Source organism: Klebsiella sp. PL-2018 (genome assembly GCF_019048985.1).
Taxonomy (GTDB): domain Bacteria; phylum Pseudomonadota; class Gammaproteobacteria; order Enterobacterales; family Enterobacteriaceae; genus Klebsiella; species Klebsiella michiganensis.
This window is the reverse complement of record NZ_CP077673.1, coordinates 5,073,570-5,094,152: the sequence shown is the minus strand read 5'-3', so window position 1 is coordinate 5,094,152 and position 20,583 is coordinate 5,073,570. Positions and strand designations below refer to the sequence as shown.

At 53.3% G+C, this 20,583-nt stretch carries 21 protein-coding genes and 1 riboswitch; of the genes, 10 read left to right on the top strand and 11 right to left on the bottom strand.

The features are described from left to right. The first annotated feature begins 17 nt into the window (after positions 1 to 17). Both hldE and glgS read left to right on the top strand, forming a co-directional pair. The gene (hldE, locus tag MKleb_RS23985) at positions 18 to 1,451 is read left to right on the top strand and encodes a bifunctional D-glycero-beta-D-manno-heptose-7-phosphate kinase/D-glycero-beta-D-manno-heptose 1-phosphate adenylyltransferase HldE (RefSeq protein WP_217076300.1); all 1,434 of its coding nucleotides are present in this window, start codon (positions 18 to 20) and stop codon (positions 1,449 to 1,451) included. A gap of 273 nt (positions 1,452 to 1,724) precedes the next feature. Next, positions 1,725 to 1,934 carry a cell surface composition regulator GlgS gene (gene glgS, locus MKleb_RS23980; protein ID WP_033836441.1) on the top strand — a complete coding sequence of 70 codons (210 nt, stop codon included), beginning with the start codon at positions 1,725 to 1,727 and terminating at the stop codon, positions 1,932 to 1,934. A gap of 53 nt (positions 1,935 to 1,987) precedes the next feature. Here the strand turns inward: glgS and ubiK are convergent, their stop codons facing one another. Beyond that, the gene (ubiK, locus tag MKleb_RS23975; protein ID WP_025105914.1) at positions 1,988 to 2,260 is read right to left on the bottom strand and encodes a ubiquinone biosynthesis accessory factor UbiK; all 273 of its coding nucleotides are present in this window, start codon (positions 2,258 to 2,260) and stop codon (positions 1,988 to 1,990) included. 120 nt (positions 2,261 to 2,380) lie between these two features. After that, a riboswitch (FMN riboswitch) is annotated at positions 2,381 to 2,532 on the top strand. Between the two features lie 106 nt (positions 2,533 to 2,638). On the opposite strand from ubiK, the gene ribB reads away from it, so the two are divergent. Further along, positions 2,639 to 3,292 carry a 3,4-dihydroxy-2-butanone-4-phosphate synthase gene (ribB, locus tag MKleb_RS23970; RefSeq protein ID WP_217076298.1) on the top strand — a complete coding sequence of 218 codons (654 nt, stop codon included), beginning with the start codon at positions 2,639 to 2,641 and terminating at the stop codon, positions 3,290 to 3,292. A gap of 85 nt (positions 3,293 to 3,377) precedes the next feature. Here the strand turns inward: ribB and MKleb_RS23965 are convergent, their stop codons facing one another. Next, positions 3,378 to 4,430, bottom strand: coding sequence for a pilus assembly protein (locus MKleb_RS23965; protein WP_025105915.1), 1,053 nt, complete (start codon positions 4,428 to 4,430; stop codon positions 3,378 to 3,380). Positions 4,431 to 4,526: 96 nt separating this feature from the next. Here MKleb_RS23965 and MKleb_RS23960 point away from each other — a divergent pair. Beyond that, positions 4,527 to 5,224, top strand: a protein-coding gene (locus tag MKleb_RS23960; protein ID WP_223274117.1) for an IS1 family transposase whose coding sequence is annotated in 2 segments (ribosomal slippage) — positions 4,527 to 4,776 and positions 4,776 to 5,224 — 699 coding nt in all. Because the reading frame shifts where the segments join, the coding sequence is not laid out codon by codon here. Here MKleb_RS23960 and MKleb_RS23955 read toward each other — a convergent pair. The 4 genes from MKleb_RS23955 to zupT all read right to left on the bottom strand — a co-directional run bounded on the left by MKleb_RS23955 (position 5,218) and on the right by zupT (position 10,365). Further along, positions 5,218 to 5,946 (bottom strand): fimbrial biogenesis chaperone, encoded by a 729-nt coding sequence (locus tag MKleb_RS23955; RefSeq protein ID WP_217076779.1) that lies wholly within the window; start codon positions 5,944 to 5,946, stop codon positions 5,218 to 5,220. The genes MKleb_RS23960 and MKleb_RS23955 overlap by 7 nt on opposite strands. Positions 5,947 to 5,959: 13 nt before the next feature. Beyond that, positions 5,960 to 8,488 carry a fimbria/pilus outer membrane usher protein gene (locus tag MKleb_RS23950; protein WP_047722904.1) on the bottom strand — a complete coding sequence of 843 codons (2,529 nt, stop codon included), beginning with the start codon at positions 8,486 to 8,488 and terminating at the stop codon, positions 5,960 to 5,962. 88 nt (positions 8,489 to 8,576) lie between these two features. Next, positions 8,577 to 9,149 carry a fimbrial-like protein gene (locus MKleb_RS23945; RefSeq protein WP_025105918.1) on the bottom strand — a complete coding sequence of 191 codons (573 nt, stop codon included), beginning with the start codon at positions 9,147 to 9,149 and terminating at the stop codon, positions 8,577 to 8,579. Between the two features lie 445 nt (positions 9,150 to 9,594). Then, complete coding sequence (gene zupT, locus MKleb_RS23940; protein WP_217076778.1) at positions 9,595 to 10,365, bottom strand: zinc transporter ZupT; 771 nt, start codon at positions 10,363 to 10,365, stop codon at positions 9,595 to 9,597. A gap of 193 nt (positions 10,366 to 10,558) precedes the next feature. Here zupT and ygiD point away from each other — a divergent pair, with 193 nt between their 5' ends. Next, complete coding sequence (gene ygiD, locus MKleb_RS23935; protein WP_014226877.1) at positions 10,559 to 11,350, top strand: 4,5-DOPA-extradiol-dioxygenase; 792 nt, start codon at positions 10,559 to 10,561, stop codon at positions 11,348 to 11,350. A 45-nt stretch (positions 11,351 to 11,395) separates the two neighbouring features. On the opposite strand, the gene MKleb_RS23930 is transcribed toward ygiD, so the two are convergent. The 3 genes from MKleb_RS23930 to tolC all read right to left on the bottom strand — a co-directional run bounded on the left by MKleb_RS23930 (position 11,396) and on the right by tolC (position 14,848). Next, positions 11,396 to 12,556 carry a glutathionylspermidine synthase family protein gene (locus MKleb_RS23930; RefSeq protein ID WP_025105920.1) on the bottom strand — a complete coding sequence of 387 codons (1,161 nt, stop codon included), beginning with the start codon at positions 12,554 to 12,556 and terminating at the stop codon, positions 11,396 to 11,398. 5 nt (positions 12,557 to 12,561) lie between these two features. Beyond that, positions 12,562 to 13,230 (bottom strand): DUF1190 family protein, encoded by a 669-nt coding sequence (locus MKleb_RS23925; RefSeq protein WP_004125303.1) that lies wholly within the window; start codon positions 13,228 to 13,230, stop codon positions 12,562 to 12,564. Positions 13,231 to 13,399: 169 nt separating this feature from the next. Continuing rightward, positions 13,400 to 14,848: an outer membrane channel protein TolC gene (gene tolC, locus MKleb_RS23920; RefSeq protein ID WP_004854252.1), complete on the bottom strand. Its 1,449-nt coding sequence runs from the start codon at positions 14,846 to 14,848 to the stop codon at positions 13,400 to 13,402. A gap of 195 nt (positions 14,849 to 15,043) precedes the next feature. On the opposite strand from tolC, the gene nudF reads away from it, so the two are divergent. Genes nudF through parE form a run of 5 tightly spaced genes read left to right on the top strand, consistent with a single transcriptional unit; the run spans position 15,044 to position 19,448 of the window. After that, positions 15,044 to 15,676: an ADP-ribose diphosphatase gene (gene nudF / locus MKleb_RS23915; RefSeq protein WP_004854249.1), complete on the top strand. Its 633-nt coding sequence runs from the start codon at positions 15,044 to 15,046 to the stop codon at positions 15,674 to 15,676. Then, complete coding sequence (locus MKleb_RS23910) at positions 15,673 to 16,095, top strand: DUF1249 family protein (RefSeq protein ID WP_004854247.1); 423 nt, start codon at positions 15,673 to 15,675, stop codon at positions 16,093 to 16,095. The genes nudF and MKleb_RS23910 overlap by 4 nt, the downstream gene beginning before the upstream one ends. A gap of 24 nt (positions 16,096 to 16,119) precedes the next feature. Next, entirely contained in the window at positions 16,120 to 16,947 is an 828-nt protein-coding gene (gene cpdA / locus MKleb_RS23905) for a 3',5'-cyclic-AMP phosphodiesterase (protein ID WP_025105921.1), read from the top strand. Then, positions 16,947 to 17,522, top strand: a complete 576-nt coding sequence (yqiA, locus tag MKleb_RS23900) for an esterase YqiA (protein WP_004854243.1) — start codon at positions 16,947 to 16,949, stop codon at positions 17,520 to 17,522. Before cpdA ends, yqiA begins: the two co-directional genes overlap by 1 nt. 30 nt (positions 17,523 to 17,552) lie before the next feature. Then, the gene (gene parE / locus MKleb_RS23895) at positions 17,553 to 19,448 is read left to right on the top strand and encodes a DNA topoisomerase IV subunit B (RefSeq protein WP_004854242.1); all 1,896 of its coding nucleotides are present in this window, start codon (positions 17,553 to 17,555) and stop codon (positions 19,446 to 19,448) included. A 41-nt stretch (positions 19,449 to 19,489) separates the two neighbouring features. Here the strand turns inward: parE and MKleb_RS23890 are convergent, their stop codons facing one another. Beyond that, the gene (locus tag MKleb_RS23890; RefSeq protein ID WP_025105922.1) at positions 19,490 to 19,804 is read right to left on the bottom strand and encodes a putative quinol monooxygenase; all 315 of its coding nucleotides are present in this window, start codon (positions 19,802 to 19,804) and stop codon (positions 19,490 to 19,492) included. 91 nt (positions 19,805 to 19,895) lie between these two features. Then, positions 19,896 to 20,477 carry an NAD(P)H-dependent oxidoreductase gene (locus MKleb_RS23885; protein ID WP_014226872.1) on the bottom strand — a complete coding sequence of 194 codons (582 nt, stop codon included), beginning with the start codon at positions 20,475 to 20,477 and terminating at the stop codon, positions 19,896 to 19,898. Positions 20,478 to 20,583 lie beyond the last annotated feature (106 nt).

Sequence of the window (20,583 nt, the reverse complement as noted above, 5' to 3'; positions counted from 1 at the left end):
TCTCGCAGGAGAGAGGAATGAAAGTAACGCTGCCAGAGTTTGAACGTGCAGGAGTGTTGGTGGTTGGCGATGTGATGCTGGACCGCTACTGGTATGGTCCCACCAGACGTATTTCGCCGGAAGCGCCGGTGCCGGTGGTGAAGGTGGAAAATATCGAAGAACGTCCTGGCGGCGCGGCAAACGTGGCGATGAACATTGCGTCGCTCGGCGCGACCTCTCGTCTGGTTGGCCTGACCGGGATTGACGATGCCGCCCGCGCGTTAAGCAAGGCGCTGGCCGACGTCAACGTGAAGTGCGACTTTGTGTCCGTCCCGACCCATCCGACGATTACCAAACTGCGCGTGCTGTCGCGCAACCAGCAGCTGATTCGTCTCGATTTTGAAGAGGGTTTCTCCGGCGTCGATCCGCAGCCGATGCACGAGCGTATTCAGCAGGCGCTGAGCTCCATTGGCGCGCTGGTGCTGTCTGATTACGCCAAAGGCGCGCTGACCAGCGTCCAGACCATGATTAAGCTGGCTCGCGACGCGGGCGTCCCGGTGCTTATCGACCCGAAGGGTACGGATTTTGAACGCTATCGCGGCGCCACCCTGCTGACGCCTAACCTCTCAGAGTTTGAGGCGGTCGCGGGTAAATGTAAGGATGAAGAAGAGATCGTTGAGCGCGGGATGAAAATCATCGCCGATTTTGACCTCTCGGCGCTGCTGGTGACCCGTTCCGAGCAGGGGATGACGCTGCTGCAGCCGGGGCGACCGCCGCTGCATATGCCCACGCAGGCCCAGGAAGTCTATGACGTTACCGGCGCGGGCGACACTGTCATCGGCGTGCTGGCGGCGACGCTGGCCTCCGGCAACACTCTGGAAGAGGCCTGCTACTTTGCCAACGCGGCGGCGGGCGTCGTGGTGGGCAAACTCGGTACCTCTACCGTTTCGCCTATCGAACTGGAGAACGCGGTACGCGGGCGCTCCGAGACCGGTTTTGGCGTGATGAGCGAAGAAGAGCTGAAGCTGGCGGTTGCCGCGGCGCGCAAGCGCGGCGAGAAAGTGGTGATGACCAACGGCGTGTTCGACATTTTACACGCGGGCCACGTTTCCTACCTGGCTAACGCGCGCAAGCTGGGCGATCGGCTGATCGTTGCGGTGAACAGCGACGCGTCAACCCGGCGTCTGAAAGGCGACTCTCGCCCGGTCAACCCGCTGGATCAGCGGATGATCGTGCTGGGCGCGCTGGAAGCCGTCGATTGGGTGGTCTCTTTTGAAGAGGATACCCCGCAGCGTCTGATTGCCGGAATTCTGCCGGATCTGCTGGTGAAAGGCGGCGACTATAAGCCGGAACAGATCGCCGGTAGCGAAGAAGTCTGGGCAAACGGCGGCGAGGTGCTGGTGCTCAACTTTGAAGATGGCTGCTCGACGACCAACATCATCAAGAAGATCCAGAAAGATAACAAACAGTAATGTTTTCTCTTCGCACCGTAGCGGCGGTATGTCCGGAATTATCGCGCTAACCGAGGCGTAACCGGCGATAACGCTGCAAAACAGGACAAAAGAGGCCCGCGATCGCCTAATCGCGGGCCTCTTTTTATTTAATGACGGCATAAATGATTTGGCTCAACAAATCGCCATTTGAGGCGCATTTTTCGTACAAAAAAAGCTAAGGTAAGGATAAATACTGAAGTCAGTAAAAAGCATATGACCAATCAGAACACCAACGGCTGAAGGAGTATGCGTATGAAGAAAAACGATATGTATTTAATGAAGAATTTTGATTTTCTGGCCCAGAGCTTCGCCAGAATGAACGCACAAGGTCAGCCCGTCGATCTTCAGGCCATTGTTGGTAATATGGATGAAGCGCATCGCGAATGGTTTTGTCAACGCTATGAAATTTACTGCCGCCAGGCGAATAAAACCATGACGCCAGAAGCGGAGCTGGAGCACTAATCTACTTACCGCAGTACAGATACGACAACGGGCCTGACGGCCCGTTGCTTGTTTTACGGCTTCTCTTCGACGTCCGGCGCGCTCGGCGAACGGTTTTCCAGATCGTTAAGACGCTGCTCCAGAAGCGCCAGCTTTTCACGCGTGCGCAACAGCACCTGCGTCTGCACGTCGAACTCTTCGCGGCTTACCAGGTCCAGGCGAGTTAACTGCGACTGGAGCACCTGACGGATTTTTTTCTCCACGTCTTCCCCCAGATCGCGGAGCCCCTTCGGCATTGATTCATGAACCTGACGGGCGATTTGTTCAATTTTTTTCGGGTCAATCATGGTGGTTTCCTGCTCTGGTCGGTTATCCGCTCATTGTAGTGCGATCGTCGGCGCCTATAAACCATAAATGTTTGAAGCTTATGCATTGCCGACGATAGTCAATAGCGTTATAGTTGCTTTGCTTATTCTCAGGGCGGGGCGAAATTCCCCACCGGCGGTAAATCAACCATAGCGTTGAAAGCCCGCGAGCGCTTTCTGCGAATGCAGAAAGGTCAGCAGATCCGGTGTAATTCCGGGGCCGACGGTTAGAGTCCGGATGGGAGAGAGTAACGGCTCAGCCGGGTTTGTACCCGCTTGCGTTGACTTTTGCCGCTAAACCGGCGCTCCTAAGACTGCCCTGATTCTGGTAACCATACAATTAATGAGGTTTTTTTTACCATGAATCAGACGCTACTTTCCTCTTTTGGTACCGCTTTTGAACGTGTAGAACGTACTCTGGATGCACTGCGCGAAGGCCGCGGTGTGATGGTGCTTGACGATGAAGACCGTGAAAACGAAGGCGATATGATTTTCGCCGCTGAAACCATGACCGTTGAGCAGATGGCGCTGACCATTCGCCACGGCAGCGGCATTGTCTGCCTGTGCCTGACGGAAGATCGCCGTAAACAGCTCGACCTGCCAATGATGGTTGAGAACAACACCAGCGCCTACGGTACCGGTTTTACCGTGACCATCGAAGCCGCTGAAGGCGTGACCACCGGCGTTTCCGCCGCTGACCGCGTGACCACCGTGCGCGCGGCAATTGCCGATGGCGCGAAGCCGTCCGACCTGAACCGCCCTGGACACGTTTTCCCGCTGCGCGCGCAGCCGGGCGGGGTTCTGACCCGCGGCGGCCATACTGAAGCAACCATCGATCTGGTCACGCTGGCTGGCCTCAAACCGGCGGGCGTACTGTGTGAACTGACCAACGACGACGGCTCTATGGCGCGTGCGCCGCAGTGCATCGAGTTTGCTCAGCAGCACAATATGGAAGTGGTCACGATTGAAGATTTAGTGGCCTACCGTCGCGAACACGAGCGTAAAGCCAGCTGATTGCAGTCGTTGCGCTAAAAGTTGCGCTAAAAAATGAGAAAGCCGGGATATCCCGGCTTTATTGTTGAATAGTTCCAAAAGAAAGCTACTGATAGTTAATCTTTATAATCACATCTTTGCTAAAAGGGCCATCCTTGACTGAGACGGAGGGATTTTGGGTCAGCTCAGCAATATAGTTATGCGTGACGGTTGATGGTCGTCCCGGAATATAGGTAGCGAATGGCATATATTGGTTGAATATAACGTTAGTACTAGCCGTGCTATCATAGATATTCAATAGAAAGCCATTATTCATATCCAAATGAGTAATATCGTATAGGGTATCATTAGTATAGAAGCTGGTCGTGATATCGAATTGTTCAGTACAGCCTGCCGCCTGATCCCGGATGGTGGAGAGGCTGAACGTTTTTTTCAGCGCTGGCATGTCGGTTTTATAAGCATGAATGACGCCAAAATCCACTGTCTGACTTTCAGGGAAAAGCTTAACGGAAGCTGTACAGGTCAAAAACCGCACGTTATCTAATCCAGTAATATAATAACGTAAATTTTTGGCATCACTGAGCAGGTTTGCTCCCCCTTCGCCATCAAATTGCAGTACATTAATGTCACCAAAATTATAGACTGTTGAGCTATCGGGAGGAATCGCTTTAACTTTAATATACAGGCGGAAGCGGGCGTTAAAGGATACATTTTTTTGCAGTACCGAACCATTACATACCGGGTCATGATAGATATTTGGCAGCGGTTTCTGATCTATTCTATCCAGACAGGCGCCTGTCTTGATGCCTTGATTAATGCCTTCGTAATCGACACCATCGTATGTTACGCCAAAAGTAAAATAAGGATTATTGAGTACCTCACTGCTATTAAACGCCGAGAGTTTTATCCAGGCATAAAGCTCTTCCGTTGGGGCAGCGCGACTCCAGTGGGAGGCTTTATCGCAGTACACGGTAATATTAATGTCGGAACTTTCCCAAATTTTCTTGCCAGGCGTAATGTCGTTAGGAATGGTAAAGGAAGGAAGTGTAGCAATGTAAGAAAGCGCTCCTCCTTCGTTATTTTGATAGCAATTTACTGCCCATGATGGCACAGAAAACAGGCTGATTAATAACGTTAAAAAACTTAGTAGTCTTTTCATTATTATCCCTTTTTCACCGGTTCAGACTGACAGACCACTTGGGTAATGGTGCCAACTTACTGATTTAGTGTATGATGGTGTTTTTGAGGTGCTCCAGTGGCTTCTGTTTCTATCAGCTGTCCCTCCTGTTCAGCTACTGAAGGCGTGGTGCGTAACGGTAAAAGCACTGCCGGACATCAGCGCTATCTCTGCTCTCACTGCCGTAAAACATGGCAGCTACAGTTCACTTACACCGCCTCTCAGCCCGGTACACACCAGAAAATTATTGATATGGCCATGAATGGCGTCGGATGTCGCGCCAGTGCACGCATTATGGGCGTTGGCCTCAACACGATTTTACGACACTTAAAAAACTCAGGCCGCAGTCGGTAAACTCACGCATACAACCGGGCAGTGACGTCATTGTTTGCGCGGAAATGGACGAACAGTGGGGTTACGTCGGCGCTAAATCACGCCAGCGCTGGTTGTTTTACGCGTATGACAGGATACGGAGGACGGTTGTGGCGCACGTATTCGGTGAACGCACGTTGGCCACGCTGGAGCGTCTTCTTGGCCTGCTGTCGGCCTTTGAGGTCGTGGTATGGATGACGGATGGCTGGCCGCTTTATGAATCACGCCTGAAGGGAGAACTGCACGTTATCAGCAAGCGATATACGCAGCGCATTGAGCGGCATAACCTGAATCTGAGGCAGCATCTGGCAAGGCTGGGCAGGAAGTCACTGTCGTTCTCAAAATCGGTGGAGCTGCATGACAAAGTCATCGGGCATTATCTGAACATAAAACACTATCAGTAAGTTGGAGTCATTACCACCACTTGTACAGAATTACAGCTGACTTTAAACATATTCAGGCCGCCGTAATCGCCAATAAAGCCTACCTGGAAATTAGCCGGCAGGTCTTTAATCTCCTGCGACGCCAGGCCAAACGGTTCAGCCATCATGCTGGATGTTTTTGGCAGCAGCGTTTTGCCATTCGTGCCGATATAACCCACGGTGATAAAGTAGGGGGAGTTGTTCTTTAACGTTAACCCGCTGGCCGTTCGGCTAATATCGAATTTACCGGTCAGATTCACCTGCCCGTTCTTCACTTCGACTGCCTTTGGTCGCCAGAAAATTTTAATGCGGCTCTGCATGGCAATTTGCATGACGTTTTTCTGTTCCGAGCGCGGCGGAATTTCGCGCACGTTGAAATAAAACAGCGATTCCCTGTCCGCCGGAAGCTGCGTCAACGTTGGCTGAGGAATCAGGCGAACCTGTACTTGCTCACCCGCCTCGAGGCGCACCATTGGCGGAACAGCAGTAATATAGTTTCGGGATTTTTTATTATCCTTATCCTCAATCCATGATTGGGCAAGGAAAGGGGCCGTTGTGCTCTGGTTGGTCAAGCGCACGGAGACGCTCTTATCCGACTGGTTAAGAATAATGCGGGTTCTGTCGGGCGACACGGCGGCATTTACCGCAAAGCTGGTACTCAACAGACAGAATAGTCCTTTCGCAAATGTCTTAATTTTCATCATCATTCATCCTGAATTAATGTGCGGGCTTACATGGTAAAATAATGGCCTGACCATCGAGATTGCTATGGTTAGGCGGTGTCAAATCACACACGTTGTCGTTCCATTTTAGCGTCAGGATGCTGTTTTCCTGTATTCCGCTCAGGTATACAAAGCCGTCATCAGCGACTAAACCTATATCGCGACCTGTTGCTTTGTCTGTTACGGTCACGCCCAGCGGTGGATAGCGTCCGTCTTCCAGGCGGATGACGCCGATGATCTGATAGCCTTTGGTCGCGCTCAGGGGCATATAGCCAATAGCGCCTTCGGTCAGCGTGGTGCGGATTACCGAGTTGGTTACATCCACGCCATCCGGCAGGTTGTTGTTGTTCACCATCACCATCGCCGTTGTGTAGTTACCCACTGACGGAACCACGGAAATACCAAACATATTGGTCATACTACGATGATTGTTTACCTCAACACCGGCTATTCCATCCGCATCCACCATGACGCGAGAACTGTTGCCAGTGTTGTAATCATGTAATGCCGCACCGTAACGGGTTGCCGTGAACGAGCCGTTCCAGCCAGCGCTGAGCGAGCGATAGCTGCTTGGCTTCACGCTACCGTTTACATTCAACCGGCCATAGGGTGAATAGTGCTGATAGTATCCGCGCATGGCCGCTTCGCCATCGCCAAACTCTTTATCTGTGCCTGAAACGGACATATTCCACGGGTTATTACGATCTGAACCATCGTACCAGGTTGCCGTTTGCGTCGTTGCGTCGTCGCCATAGCGCTGCAGGCTGTACATAATATTGCGATTATTTTCCAGCGGCAGGGTGAGTGAAAAGTAATATTGATTCTCTTCATCATCATTCCAGCGCACGCGGCTCATCGCCAATGAAGCTGAAATATTTTTAAACGCACCAATATCAAAGCTCCGGCTCAGAGAAAACGAGTAGTTCGTATTGGTTTCACTGTTCCAGTAGGTATTACGTGTGACACTCAGATAGGTATTTAGCTCCAGCGGCGCAACGAACTGATTAAAGGAGAGCACATAGCTCTCTTTCTCATTGGAGCTGGAGTCGGAGCCATCGCGCGAGCTGATATATTCGCTCATCGTGACGTACTCTTTATCTGAGAACCGGTAACCCGCGAAGGTTACCTGACTGTTTGTTTCTTCAAAACGTTTGGCATAGTTAGCGCGATAGCTGAAGCCGCGCTGTTTACCTTGATCGTCATTACGTAGATTAGCCTCGGCGCGGGTAATATCAAGGGAGAATGAGCCAAAACGGTTAAGGTTAAAGCCAACCCCACCGGTTGCCGCCTGATAGTCATCGGCGGTGACGATAGCGCCGCCGTAGAGAGAAACATCACTCAACCAGCCCCAGGAAGCCTCCCCGGTCCAGAAAAGGGGGTTATTCACATCATTGTGGGTCGTTGATGTGGGTTTACCCACTGAACTTTTATAACGTACCTGCCCTTTACGCGTCAGGTAAGGGATAGAGGCGGAACCAACCTGGAACGTACTTTTGCGTCCGTCTTCTTCCTCGATCGTGACATCCAGCTGCCCCTGCAAGGTTGTGCCCAGATCGGCGATGGTGAATGGCCCGGGGGAGACGGTCGTTTGATAGAGCGTGCGGCTGTTTTGCGTAACGGTGACTTTAGCGTTGGTCTGCGCGATGCCGCTTATTTGCGGCGCATAGCCGCGTAAATCCGGCGGCAGCATTTGTTCATCACTTTCCAGAGAGGCGCCGGTAAAGTGAAAAGTATCGTAGAGGCCTGAGCTCAGGTCGTACTGGCCCATCGTGAATTTTGACGCCAGGGACGGAATCGGGCGGAATAAATAGGTACGCGGCAGGCTGCTGCTGGTACCCGTTGATTTCCGCTCAGTAAACGATTGATCGTACTGATAATCGCTACGTAAGCGCCATGCACCGAGGTTGAAACCCAGTGTGCCATATGAGTTGACGCTCTGGTTGCTGTCGCCGTGGCTCGGCGTGTACTGGCTGGCGTAAAGGTTATAATCCAGCATAAGCCCCGCGATACCGTCGTCCCAGTACTCCGGCGGCGTCCAGTTTTTAGCCTGATATTTCATCCATGCCTGGGGTACGGTTAACGTCAGTACCATGTTCGCTTTATCCAGACGAATAATCAGCTCTGGCTGATGGCTGAGATCGAGACAGCCTTTTTGATTCCACATTTGTAGCGGTTCAATAAACGCATCGGCAAAGCCGAACTCTGCCAGGCGCTCTTTAGTGAGGCAAAGCTGAGATCCGCTTTCGTTATCAGCTTTTATCCACTCCAGGTGATAGGCTTTTGGTAAGGTATTTTTGTTGATCTGTACGCGTGCTACATAGGTGCCGACAGGAATATAGCCTTTTTTTTCAAATTGCGAGAGATCGATGTTTTTCCTGTCCTCAGCATCAATCATATCGGTATTGAATTCTATTGCATAAAGCGGCATTGATAGTGATGCGGTAAAACATACTGAGCAAAGGGTATGCTTTATTAAAAGGAATAACTTTCCTGGCATTAAACCGCTATGAATAATAGTGCGCATAAAATCCGTTTCTTTTAATAAAATAGACCAGGAAAGCCGGTGAATCCATCACCGGCTTGAATCGATAAAAATTAAGCGAAAGCGATAATTATTTATAAGCCAGGACGTAGTTTGCCTGAGCGTAAACATCACCCTCGGTTGCATTTTTACCTTTAGATTCCATGCGGGCGTGGAAGTCCAGGTTCTGAGTCGGGTTGGTATCGGTAAACACTACCGGCACTGCGGATCCCAGGGTTACGGTGTTGTAACCTGCGTCCATAATACGTACGCCAACGCCGGTAGCGCCGCCGTAGTTGCTTTCTTTGGTATTTACCATCAGGCTGGCGTCATTGCTGTCGACGTTGGCAGAAGTGAAGGTCACGTTCACTTTATCCGTTGTCGTTTTCACGCCTTTATCATCCGTTGTGCTCAGAATACAGTCGCGCAGTTTGATAGAGAAATCTGCAGGCTGAGAGTACTGGCCGCCGTTCAGTACGCTATCGGCAACCTGGCCGAGATCGACATCAATCTGAGAGCTTTCCGGTGTCACAGAGCAAGGGGCGGTAATAACGGTACCGGAGAAGGTGACAATACCGTGGCCCTGATCTTCAGCGCTGGCATTAAAAGCAGTCGCAGAAAAAACAGCGGTAGTGGCAACAGCGAGCAGCGTTTTTTTAAACATGGAATATAGTCCTTTATAGATGATCAATATTAAATATGAGGTTTACGACAACTGGTATGGGATTGGGTTTGCTTGAATTAATATTAATTCAACGCGTAAAAACTATCATGCTGCTCACTGTTACGCATGTTAATTGTAATTAAAGGTAACTCGCAGTTTTCCTTAATGTATGCATTTTAGTGCGCTTTTTTTAGGATATTTCGCAATGTAATATCTCTTTTGACGGTGGCTTTACCTGTATTGATTGTTGATGTGAATGAATTTCGTTTGATACCCGCAGAATTAACGTCAAATTAATGCCAAAGCAATGAGGGCGAATGCTGTGAAAAGGCTATTTACGCATGGTCTTAATTGACTAAAGGTTAAATTTAATACCTGTTCTCAATTCATCATTAATGATGAATTCATGTAATGAATTGACAAGTGAAATAATGGGGGCATTGACTCAGCCAATGCCCACCGTTTGCAAAACCACCAGGCTTAATCCCATCACTGACATCCCGCACAGCACGCCATAGCTCGGGTTGCTTTGTGGATCGAGCTCTTTCGCCAGCGGCATAAGCTCATCAACCGACAGCGCAATCATGATACCGGCAACCGCGGCCATAACGGCGCCCATCATCACCGGGGATATCGCGCTGCCCAGCACCAGCCAGGCCAGCACGCCGCCGAAGATTTCCGCCATGCCGGAAAGACCCGCCCAGAACACCGCTTTACTTCTGGAGCCCGTGGCGGCATATACCGGTCCGGCTACCGCCAGTCCTTCCGGGATGTTGTGTAGCGCAACGCCTAACGCGACCCCCATGCCCAGCTCGAGATTATTGCTGGCCGTCACGAAGGTCGCAATGCCCTCGGGGAAGTTATGCAGGCTGATGCCTAAGGTCAGCAAAATCGCCGTACGGCGCAGGTTGCGCGGGCGGGAAATGCCGGGAGACATCAGATCCTGCGGGTGGGCGTGAGGCAGCATGCGGTCAAGCGCAAAGTAGCCCAGAAGGCCGATAATAAACATGCCGTAGCCGAGCAGGGGGGACATGCCTTCGGTAGCCAGCGCGGCGGGCAGCATCTCCATCAACGAAATCAACAGCATGATCCCGGCGGCGAATCCCAGTGAGAATCCCAGTAAGCGATTCGAGGGTTTCTGCCCGATAACGCCGAAAATGGCGCCAATAAAGGTAGCGCTCCCTGCCAGCAGGGTCAAAATGACGGGTGAGGACAACATTCACCTCCTTATGAAAATAATTCTTATTAAGAGTATCCTGATCCATTGACGATCGCGAGCGCGCGGATTCACTCTTTACCGCCGCTTACATTCAAATTTTCTGACGATCATCATCATGCTTATCTGAGTTTATCCTCCATAGAAAGAGCGTAATGTAAATACATCAACTTTCTTAATAAAGGATATCACTATGTCCCGTACCCGCATGCCCGCGCTGTTTTTAGGTCACGGTAGCCCGATGAACGTGCTGGAAGATAACATCTATACTCGCGCCTGGCGGCATCTGGGCGAGACGCTGGCGCGGCCTAAAGCCATTGTGGTGATCTCCGCGCACTGGTTCACTCGCGGTACAGGAGTGACCGCGATGGAGGCGCCGAAAACGATTCATGATTTTGGCGGTTTTCCCCAGGCGCTCTACGATACGCATTATCCGGCGCCGGGTTCGCCTGAGCTGGCCCAGCGTCTGGTCGAGCTGCTGGCGCCGGTGCCGGTGACGCTGGATAAAGAAGCCTGGGGCTTTGACCATGGTTCCTGGGGCGTGTTGATTAAAATGTATCCCGATGCTGATATTCCGATGGTACAGCTGAGTATTGATAGTACGAAGCCCGCGGCATGGCATTTCGAAATGGGGCGTAAGCTGGCTCAGCTGCGCGATGAGGGCATTATGCTGGTGGCAAGCGGCAACGTGGTGCATAACCTGCGTACCGCACGCTGGCACGGCGAAAATACACCTTATCCCTGGGCGGCGTCGTTTAATGACTACGTGAAGGCGAACCTGGACTGGAAAGGTCCCGTAGCGGAACATCCGCTGGTGAATTACCTGGCGCATGAAGGCGGATCGTTATCGAACCCGACGGCCGATCACTTTCTGCCGCTGTTGTACGTGCTGGGCGCCTGGGACGGTGAAGAGCCGATTACGATCCCGGTTGAAGGAATGGAAATGGGCTCCCTGAGCATGCTGTCGGTGGTCATTGGCGCCTGAAAATAGATAAACCCCGGCAGTAAACAATGCCGCCGGGGTTTGCTGTTACTCGACGAAAATGTGCGGATAAAAGCGCGACAGATCCTGAGTGATCAGCGCCCGGTCTTCGCGAATGCCAATTCCCGCCGGCTGGTCGTTAATCAGCCAGCTGCCGATGAGCGTGTAGCTGTCGCCAAATTTCGGCAACGGATAGAACGCCTGCACGATGGTGCCCTCTTCACCGTACGGCCCTTCTACCGCCTCCAGCACTTTGCCATTCTCCACGATAGAGACGTTAGCGCCCTCGCGGGAGAAGATCGGCTTAATAACGTACTTTTCCAGCTCCGGGTGCGCATCTTCGCTGAAATAAGCGGCCAGCAGGTTCGGATGGTTGGGGAACATCTCCCACAGCAGCGGCAGCAGCGCTTTGTTGGAGATAATGCTCTTCCAGGCCGGCTCCAGCCAGCGCACGCCGGCATCTTCCAGCTTGGTGGAGAACACCTCGCGCAGCATGTACTCCCATGGATAGAGCTTGAACAGATTACCAATCACCTGATCCTGCAGGTCGGTAAACTGGCCTTTTTCGCCGAGACCAATATCTTCGATGTAGAGGAACTCGGTTGCCACGCCCGCTTCTGCGGCGCAGTCCTGCAAATATTGCACGGTACCGCGGTCTTCAACGGTATCGCGACAGCAGGCCATATGCAGCAGCTGGAAGCCGAACTGCTCGCGCAGCTCGCCAAAGCGATCGATCAGCTTCTCCTGCAGGCTGTTGAACTGATCGCTGCCCGCCGGCAGCTGACCGGCGTTCAGCTGATCTTCCATCCAGATCCACTGGAAGAATGCCGCTTCATAGAGAGACGTCGGCGTATCGGCGTTGTTCTCCAGCAGCTTCGGCTCACCCACGCCGTCCCACGCGAGATCGAGACGCGAATACAGCGAGGGCTGATGGGTTTTCCACGACTGGCGTACGAAGCCCCAGGTGTGTTTGGGGATGCGAAATTTGGCCATTAACTCATCGCTGGCGATGACTTTTTCCACCGCCTGCAGACACATCTGATGCAGCTCAGCGGTGACCTCTTCAAGCTTCTCAACCTGCGCCAGCGTCAGTTTGTAATAGGCTTCTTCGCTCCAGTACGGCTCGCCGTACATGGTGTGAAAGTTAAAGCCATATTCTGTCGCCTTTTCGCGCCAGTCCGGGCGCTCGGTAATGCTGATTCTTTCCATGTCGCTTAGCCGCCCATCGAGCGTGAAGAAGAGGAGCTTGCTGAACTACGCTGCATGGTTGATTGCTTAGCGACCGAGTCGCCAAACCCGCCGCGCGTTACGGTGCTGGTGGTGGCTGGTTTTGGCGCCATCGCGGTTTTCGGCACGGTCATGGTACGGCCCGGCTGCGCTGCGCCGTAGCTCTTACCGCCCGCGTCGGTGTATTTACCATAGGCCGGGCTGGCCGGGTTTTTTGAGCTGAACAGCGGCTGCTGAGCGCCCATTCCGCCGCCCATCATCCGGCCCATCATGTAGCCAGCCATCAGCGGCATCCAGAAGCTGCCGCTGCTTTGCGCCTGGGCCTGGTTTTCCGGAGCCATGCCTGCCTGAGCCGGCGCCTGCTGGCACTGACCTTCACCGAATTCGGCGACGCAATCTTCACGAGAGGCGTATTTCGGCGCGGTACGTTCTGCTTCTTTGAGCGCGTTGTTGTAAGCGGTGGTGCACTCTGCGGATTTGCTCGGGTTAGCGGCAGAGCAGTCATCGGCGTTTTGATACAGAGAAACCGTTTCATCGCTTTGTTCACAGCCGGCGAGCATAAATACCGCCGTCACGGCGAGCGCAACGGGAGTTAAATGACGAGCGCTCCAGCTTTTGCGGAAGGAGGCGTGTTTAATATTTTTTGTCCGTTTCATGTTTGTCTTCCTGGACCCAGTGGTATGCGTTTTGTTAACGCTCAGGATAGAGGATGAGTGGTGGAAAATGAAGCGAATAGGGGCGGAAAGCGGGGGATCTTTACGTTGCCTTACGTTTAACGCTTCGCTTACCCGCGGGGTAAGCGAAGCGTGGAGTGCGCAAGCTTAATTACTGGCGGAACGGATTGCTGCCGCTGGTGCTGCGTGCGGAAGCCGGTTTTGCCGCGGCGGTGTTGCTGTAGCCGTCAGCGCTGGCATCCTGCTGCGGATTTTCCGGCGCCACGCTGTCCGGCGAGGTCGGAATCGCTTTACCCAGCGTGTTGTTCAGCGCAACCAGGTCCTGCTCGTTCAGCGTACCGAGCGCGGACTTGATGTTCAGCTCGTTAATCAGGTAGTTATAACGCGCGTTGGACAGCTGCTGTTTTGCGTTATACAGCGTGGTGGTCGCGTCCAGGACATCGACGATGGTACGCGTACCCACTGAATAACCGGCTTCCATGGCATCCAGTGAACTTTGGGCAGACACCACGGCCTGTTTGTAGGCATTGATGCTGCTGATGGACGCGTTCACGTTGTTAAAAGAGGAACGAACGGTCTGCACCACGCTACGATGCGCGCTTTCCAGCTGCTCGCTGGCGCCGACAAAGTTGTACTGCGCCTGTTTAACCTGGGAGTTCACCATCCCGCCCTGATACAGCGGCAGGGAGAAGTTCAGGCCGATTTGGTTCTGCCCGATATCTCTGTCCTGCGTGGTGTTTTTAGAACCACTGTAGCTGTTATTAGATACGCTACTGGACGCGTTTAAATTCAGGGTCGGCAGATGCCCATCCTGCGCCTGGCGAATTTGCTCGCGTGCCAGGTCCTGGCTGAGTCGGGCCTGCAGCAGCGACAGGTTGCGGTTTTCCGCTTCTTTCAACAGCGCGTTCACCGCCGATGGTTTAGTGGTTTTAAACCCATCAACGTTCAGCGAGGCCAGCTCCGGATAGTAGTTGCCGGTCACCTGACGCAGCCCTTCTACGGCGTTATCGAGGTCGTTGCGCGCGGTGACTTCATTCGCCAGCACGGCATCGTACTGCGAACGGGCGTTCTGTACGTCAGTAATCGCAACCAGGCCAACGTTAAAGCGCTGGGTGGTCTGATCTAACTGGCGGTAAATAGCCTGTTTCTGCGCTTCGGTATAGGAGAGCGTATCGATAGCGGCCAGCACTTTAAAATAGGCCGTCGCGGTGTTCAGAATCAGCGTTTGCTGATCCGTCTGATAGGTGACGTCCTGAATGCCGGCGTTCTTTTCCTGCAGCGTCAGCGCACGCCATTTCGACATATCAAACAGAACCTGCGTGAGCTGCAGCGATCCGCTGGTGACGTCGGAATTCTGGTCTTTAGCATCACGGAAGCCGCTGGTATAGGTATAATCTGCACCCAGACCGAGCTGTGGCAATAACGGGCTACGCGCTTCGTTGATCTTCTCGAATGCGGCATCACGATCGGCTGCTGATTTACGCAGATCAGGGTTGCTGACACGCGCCTGCTGATAAACCTGCAGCAGGTTTTCAGCCTGGCTCATGGCGCTGAAGCCAGTCAGGCCCAGGCCGATAAGGATGGGAAAGAGTTTCTTCATTTGCATTCCTTGTTGTGAAGCATTTAGCGCTACTCAAATTCTAAAAATAATCACTGATTGTATAGAGTCTGTTACCGTAAAAAGTTGGCGTTATGTGCCATGGGGCGGTAATTTGCACCAATCTAGCATACGAGCCGTAAAACGGTAGCCACACCGCCTATAAATTCATAACTTCATGTTCTACAGGATATCGAAATGAGCGACGTCAATCAGCAGGGGATTACCTTCTCTAAAAACGATGTAGAAATTATTGCACGCGAAACGCTTTATCGCGGTTTTTTTTCGCTCGATTTATATCGTTTTCGCCATCGCCTGTTTAACGGCGGGATGAGCGGCGAAGTGACCCGCGAAATTTTTGAGCGCGGCCACGCCGCAGTCTTGCTACCCTTTGACCCGGTACGCGATGAAGTTGTGCTCGTCGAGCAGATCCGTATTGCGGCGTATGATACCAGCGCGAGCCCGTGGCTGCTCGAAATGGTCGCCGGTATGATAGAAGAAGGCGAATCTCCTGAAGATGTCGCCCGTCGTGAAGCGGTGGAAGAGGCCGGGCTTATTGTTGGCCGGGTTAAACCGGTCCTGAGCTACCTGGCCAGCCCCGGCGGCACCAGCGAAAGGCTGTCTATTATGGTGGGTGAAGTCGATGCAACGACGGCAAAAGGAATTCATGGACTGGCCGACGAAAACGAGGATATTCGCGTTCATGTGGTGAGCCGGGAACAGGCTTACAGATGGGTGGAAGAGGGGAAAATCGACAACGCAGCCTCTGTCATCGCGCTGCAATGGCTGCAACTGCATTATCACAATTTACGAAACGAGTGGACAAAATGAAGCGTTATACGCCTGACTTTCCTGAAATGATGCGCCTGTGTGAAACCAACTTTGCCCAGCTGCGCCGCCTGTTGCCGCGAACGGATGCAGCGGGAGAAAAGGTGAGTTACCAGGTGGGCAACGCGCAATACCGATTAACCATCGTCGAATCGACCCGCTACACTACGTTAGTGGCGATTGAACAGACGGCGCCGTCGGTGAGCTACTGGAGTCTGCCGTCAATGACGGTACGGCTCTATCACGATGCAATGGTCGCTGAAGTGTGTTCAAGTCAGCAGATCTTTCGCTTTAAAGCGCGGTATGATTATCCTAATAAAAAGTTGCATCAACGCGACGAAAAGCATCAAATTAATCAGTTTCTGGCCGATTGGCTGCGATACTGTTTTGCACATGGAGCGATGGCGATTCCGGTTTGTTAGCGTCGTGAAACCTAAGGACACCATTTGGAAAGCCTGTTAAACCTACCTTTGGCTGGTGAGGCCAGAGTCAGGATATTACAAATTACCGATACTCACCTGTTTGCTGAAAAACATGAAACGCTGTTAGGTATCAATACCTGGGAAAGCTATCAGGCCGTACTGGATGCGATCCGCGCCTCACAGCGAGAGTGCGACCTGATCGTTGCTACAGGCGATTTGGCGCAAGATCACTCTGCCGCGGCCTACCAGCATTTTGCTGAAGGCATCGCGAGTTTTACTGCACCCTGCGTCTGGCTACCGGGTAATCATGATTTTCAACCGGCAATGTACAGCACGCTGCAGGAATCCGGCATCTCTCCCGCTAAACGCGTATTGCTGGGCGACCACTGGCAAGTATTGCTGATGGATAGCCAGGTGTTCGGCGTGCCGCACGGCGAGCTGAGCGATTTCCAGCTGGAATGGCTTGAGCAGAAGCTGACCGAAGTTCCGCAGCGCTATACGCTGCTGCTGTTGCACCATCATCCCATGCCGTCAGGCTGTAGCTGGCTGGATCAGCATAGCCTGCGCAATGCCGGGGCGCTTGATTGCGCGCTGGCCGCTTTTCCTCGCGTTAAGCATCTGCTCTGCGGCCATATTCACCAGGAGCTGGACCTTGACTGGAACGGACGGCGCATGATGGCCACGCCATCCACCTGCGTGCAGTTTAAGCCGCACTGCGCGAACTTCACGCTCGATACCGTCTCCCCAGGCTGGCGCTGGCTGGAACTGCATCCTGACGGCACATTGACCACTGAAGTTTGCCGTCTCGAAGGCGTGAAATTTCACCCGGATATCGCTTCAGAAGGATACTGATGTCTACGCTTCTCTATCTGCATGGTTTTAACAGCTCGCCTCGGTCGGCAAAAGCGACTGCGCTGAAAGCGTGGCTGGCGCAGACCTATCCTGACATCTCGATGGTGATACCGGAGCTCCCGGTTTATCCCGCGCAGGCGGCTGAGCATCTGGAGTCTATCGTGCTGGAGCATGGCGGTGAACCGCTGGGCGTTGTCGGGTCGTCGCTGGGGGGATATTACGCGACCTGGCTATCGCAGTGCTTTATGCTGCCCGCCGTGGTAGTGAACCCCGCGGTGCGCCCGTTTGAGCTGTTGAACAATTTCCTTGGCCCCAATGAGAATCCATACACGGGGCAGCAATATGTGCTAGAGTCTCGCCATATTTACGATCTCAAGGTCATGCAAATTGACCCGCTGGAAGCGCCGGATTTAATCTGGTTATTGCAGCAAACGGGTGATGAAGTGCTTGATTACCGCCAGGCCGTGGATTATTTCGCCTCCTGCCGACAAACGGTAGAGGAGGGCGGTAATCACGCATTTGTTGGCTTTGAAGATCATTTCACTCAGATTATCGATTTTCTGGGCCTGCGCTGAGCGGTTCGGAACGACCTACGAATACACACCATGACGCAATCTTCATATAACGCTGATGCCATTGAGGTACTCACCGGGCTAGAGCCGGTTCGCCGCCGTCCGGGAATGTACACTGATACCACACGTCCAAACCATCTTGGTCAGGAAGTTATTGATAACAGCGTGGATGAGGCCCTGGCCGGTCACGCGAAACGCGTGGAGGTGATTCTCCACGCCGATCAGTCGCTGGAAGTCATCGACGATGGACGCGGAATGCCGGTGGATATCCACCCTGAAGAGGGGGTTCCGGCAGTTGAACTGATTCTTTGCCGCCTGCACGCCGGGGGGAAGTTCTCCAATAAGAACTACCAGTTCTCCGGCGGCCTGCACGGCGTAGGGATTTCGGTGGTCAACGCCTTATCGAAACGCGTTGAGGTGAACGTGCGCCGCGACGGCCAGGTCTACAGCATCGCGTTTGAAAACGGCGATAAAGTAGAAGATCTGCACGTGACCGGTACCTGCGGTAAGCGCAATACCGGTACCAGCGTGCACTTCTGGCCGGACGAAAGCTTTTTCGATAGCCCGCGTTTTTCCGTCTCGCGCCTTTCTCATTTATTAAAGGCCAAGGCCGTTCTCTGCCCGGGCGTAGAGATTGTTTTCCGCGATCTGGTTAACGACAGCGAACAGCGCTGGTGCTACGCCGATGGTCTGACCGACTATCTTAGCGAAGCGGTTAACGGCCTGCCGCTGCTGCCGGAAAAACCGTTCGTCGGCACCTTCTCCGGCGATACCGAAGCGGTCGACTGGGCGCTGCTGTGGCTGCCGGAAGGCGGTGAACTGCTGACCGAAAGCTACGTCAACCTGATCCCGACGATGCAGGGCGGTACCCACGTTAACGGCCTGCGCCAGGGGCTGCTGGACGCCATGCGCGAGTTCTGCGAATACCGCAATATTCTGCCGCGCGGCGTGAAGCTGTCGGCGGAAGATATCTGGGAGCGCTGCGCCTACGTCCTGTCCGTGAAGATGCAGGACCCGCAGTTTGCCGGGCAAACGAAAGAGCGCCTCTCTTCACGTCAGTGCGCCGCGTTTGTTTCAGGGGTGGTCAAAGACGCCTTCAGCCTGTGGCTGAACCAGAACGTTCAGTCGGCAGAGCTGCTGGCGGAAATGGCGATTTCCAGCGCCCAGCGTCGCCTGCGCGCGGCGAAGAAAGTGGTGCGTAAAAAGCTGACCAGCGGTCCGGCGCTGCCCGGTAAGCTGGCGGACTGTACCGCCCAGGATTTGAACCGAACCGAACTGTTCCTTGTGGAAGGGGATTCGGCGGGCGGATCGGCCAAGCAGGCGCGCGATCGCGAGTATCAGGCGATCATGCCGCTGAAAGGTAAAATCCTGAACACCTGGGAAGTCTCTTCCGATGAGGTGCTGGCTTCTCAGGAAGTGCATGATATTTCCGTCGCTATCGGTATCGATCCGGATAGCGACGACCTGAGCCAGCTGCGCTACGGCAAGATTTGTATTCTGGCGGATGCCGACTCCGACGGCCTGCACATCGCGACGCTGCTGTGCGCGCTGTTCGTCAGGCACTTCCGCACGCTGGTTAAGCAGGGTCACGTCTACGTGGCGCTGCCGCCCCTGTACCGTATCGACCTCGGCAAAGAGGTGTATTACGCGCTTACAGAAGAAGAGAAAACCGGCGTGCTGGAGCAGCTTAAGCGCAAGAAAGGCAAGCCGAACGTGCAGCGCTTTAAAGGGCTGGGCGAGATGAACCCGATGCAGCTGCGCGAGACCACGCTGGATCCGAATACCCGCCGTCTGGTACAGCTGATTATCAACGATGAAGACGAGCAGCAGACGACCGCCATGATGGATATGCTGTTAGCGAAGAAGCGTTCTGAAGATCGGCGTAACTGGCTGCAGGAGAAGGGCGATCTGGCGGAGCTGGACGGATAATAAAAAATCGGCCGGGAAACCGGCCGATGTCGTTTGCTTGCTTAAATACCCGCTTCAAGAATACGAATATTCATTTCCAGTACGTCGCCTTTCACGGCTTCGCCGTAGGCTTTCATGTGCGGCGTCTGCAGGTGCGCTTCAAGATGCGCGACGCTTTCCCACTGCTCGACCATCACGATAGAATCCGGTGAAGTAGTCTGAAAACTGACGCCAGCGGCGTGATCCACCAGCGGCGCATAGCCGTGGCAGCCTTCTTCCTGGAGAACGATCGGGGTAATTTTTGCGAACTGATCCAGCACCGCCTGACGATGGTGTTGGCCCGGACGAGTGCGAATTTCAGCGATCACTGTCAACATGGTTAACTCAACTCCTTCTGTATATTCTCATCATACTTCAAGCCGCCGCTAAAATGAGCCGCGCTTGTCGTCTTTTCATAACTCACTACAGTTAACCAAAAATTTCCGCCAGATGCTTGCGATATTCTGCCGTATAACGCGGAACATCGGGCATTTTGATCACATCGTTGGCGATGAAGGTGGGCAGGGCGCTCATCCCAAGGAACTGGTTGGCCTTATGAAATGGCAGGTACACCCCGTCGACGCCAACGCCGTGGAAGAACTGATCTTTCTCGGTGAACGCTTCCATCGGCGCGTTCCAGGTCAGGGACAGCATATATTTTTTCCCCTGAATCAGGCCGCCGGAACCATATTTCTTACTGGCGTCGGAGCGGGTGCGGCCATCGCTGGCATACAGCGCGCCGTGACCTTCGGTAAAGACATCATCAATGTACTTTTTCACCGTCCACGGTGCGCCCATCCACCAGCCCGGCATCTGCCAGATAACCACGTCTGCCCAGAGAAAATTCTGCACTTCTTCTTTGATGTCGTAGTCGCTCTCGGCGCGGACGACCTTAACATCATGCCCGGCGTCGCGCAGATAACCATCCGCGACCTCGGTCAGGGTGTCGTTCAGCTGGCCGTTAGAGTGGGCGAATTTTTTCGCACCGTTAATAATCAGGATGTTGCTCATTTTTTATCCTCAACTTTTCAATTTTGAGGCTAATTTTACCCCGCAGGGCAGAGCGGTAAAATGAGCAAAATGTGCAAAGTCTTTTGCTTTTTTAGCAATAATGCCG

Bases quoted from the DNA above. Each gene is read 5' to 3' on its own strand.
- glgS (WP_033836441.1), top strand. From the start codon at position 1,725: ATGAAGAAAAACGATATGTATTTAATGAAGAATTTTGATTTTCTGGCC.
- MKleb_RS23925 (WP_004125303.1), bottom strand. From the start codon at position 13,230: ATGAAACGGACAAAAAATATTAAACACGCCTCCTTCCGCAAAAGCTGG.
- MKleb_RS23890 (WP_025105922.1), bottom strand. From the start codon at position 19,804: ATGTTGACAGTGATCGCTGAAATTCGCACTCGTCCGGGCCAACACCAT.
- ubiK (WP_025105914.1), bottom strand. From the start codon at position 2,260: ATGATTGACCCGAAAAAAATTGAACAAATCGCCCGTCAGGTTCATGAA.
- ribB (WP_217076298.1), top strand. From the start codon at position 2,639: ATGAATCAGACGCTACTTTCCTCTTTTGGTACCGCTTTTGAACGTGTA.
- MKleb_RS23950 (WP_047722904.1), bottom strand. From the start codon at position 8,488: ATGCGCACTATTATTCATAGCGGTTTAATGCCAGGAAAGTTATTCCTT.
- MKleb_RS23930 (WP_025105920.1), bottom strand. From the start codon at position 12,556: ATGGAAAGAATCAGCATTACCGAGCGCCCGGACTGGCGCGAAAAGGCG.
- yqiA (WP_004854243.1), top strand. From the start codon at position 16,947: ATGTCTACGCTTCTCTATCTGCATGGTTTTAACAGCTCGCCTCGGTCG.
- hldE (WP_217076300.1), top strand. From the start codon at position 18: ATGAAAGTAACGCTGCCAGAGTTTGAACGTGCAGGAGTGTTGGTGGTT.
- MKleb_RS23955 (WP_217076779.1), bottom strand. From the start codon at position 5,946: ATGATGAAAATTAAGACATTTGCGAAAGGACTATTCTGTCTGTTGAGT.
- nudF (WP_004854249.1), top strand. From the start codon at position 15,044: ATGAGCGACGTCAATCAGCAGGGGATTACCTTCTCTAAAAACGATGTA.
- MKleb_RS23885 (WP_014226872.1), bottom strand. From the start codon at position 20,477: ATGAGCAACATCCTGATTATTAACGGTGCGAAAAAATTCGCCCACTCT.
- ygiD (WP_014226877.1), top strand. From the start codon at position 10,559: ATGTCCCGTACCCGCATGCCCGCGCTGTTTTTAGGTCACGGTAGCCCG.
- parE (WP_004854242.1), top strand. From the start codon at position 17,553: ATGACGCAATCTTCATATAACGCTGATGCCATTGAGGTACTCACCGGG.
- tolC (WP_004854252.1), bottom strand. From the start codon at position 14,848: ATGAAGAAACTCTTTCCCATCCTTATCGGCCTGGGCCTGACTGGCTTC.
- MKleb_RS23945 (WP_025105918.1), bottom strand. From the start codon at position 9,149: ATGTTTAAAAAAACGCTGCTCGCTGTTGCCACTACCGCTGTTTTTTCT.
- MKleb_RS23965 (WP_025105915.1), bottom strand. From the start codon at position 4,430: ATGAAAAGACTACTAAGTTTTTTAACGTTATTAATCAGCCTGTTTTCT.
- MKleb_RS23910 (WP_004854247.1), top strand. From the start codon at position 15,673: ATGAAGCGTTATACGCCTGACTTTCCTGAAATGATGCGCCTGTGTGAA.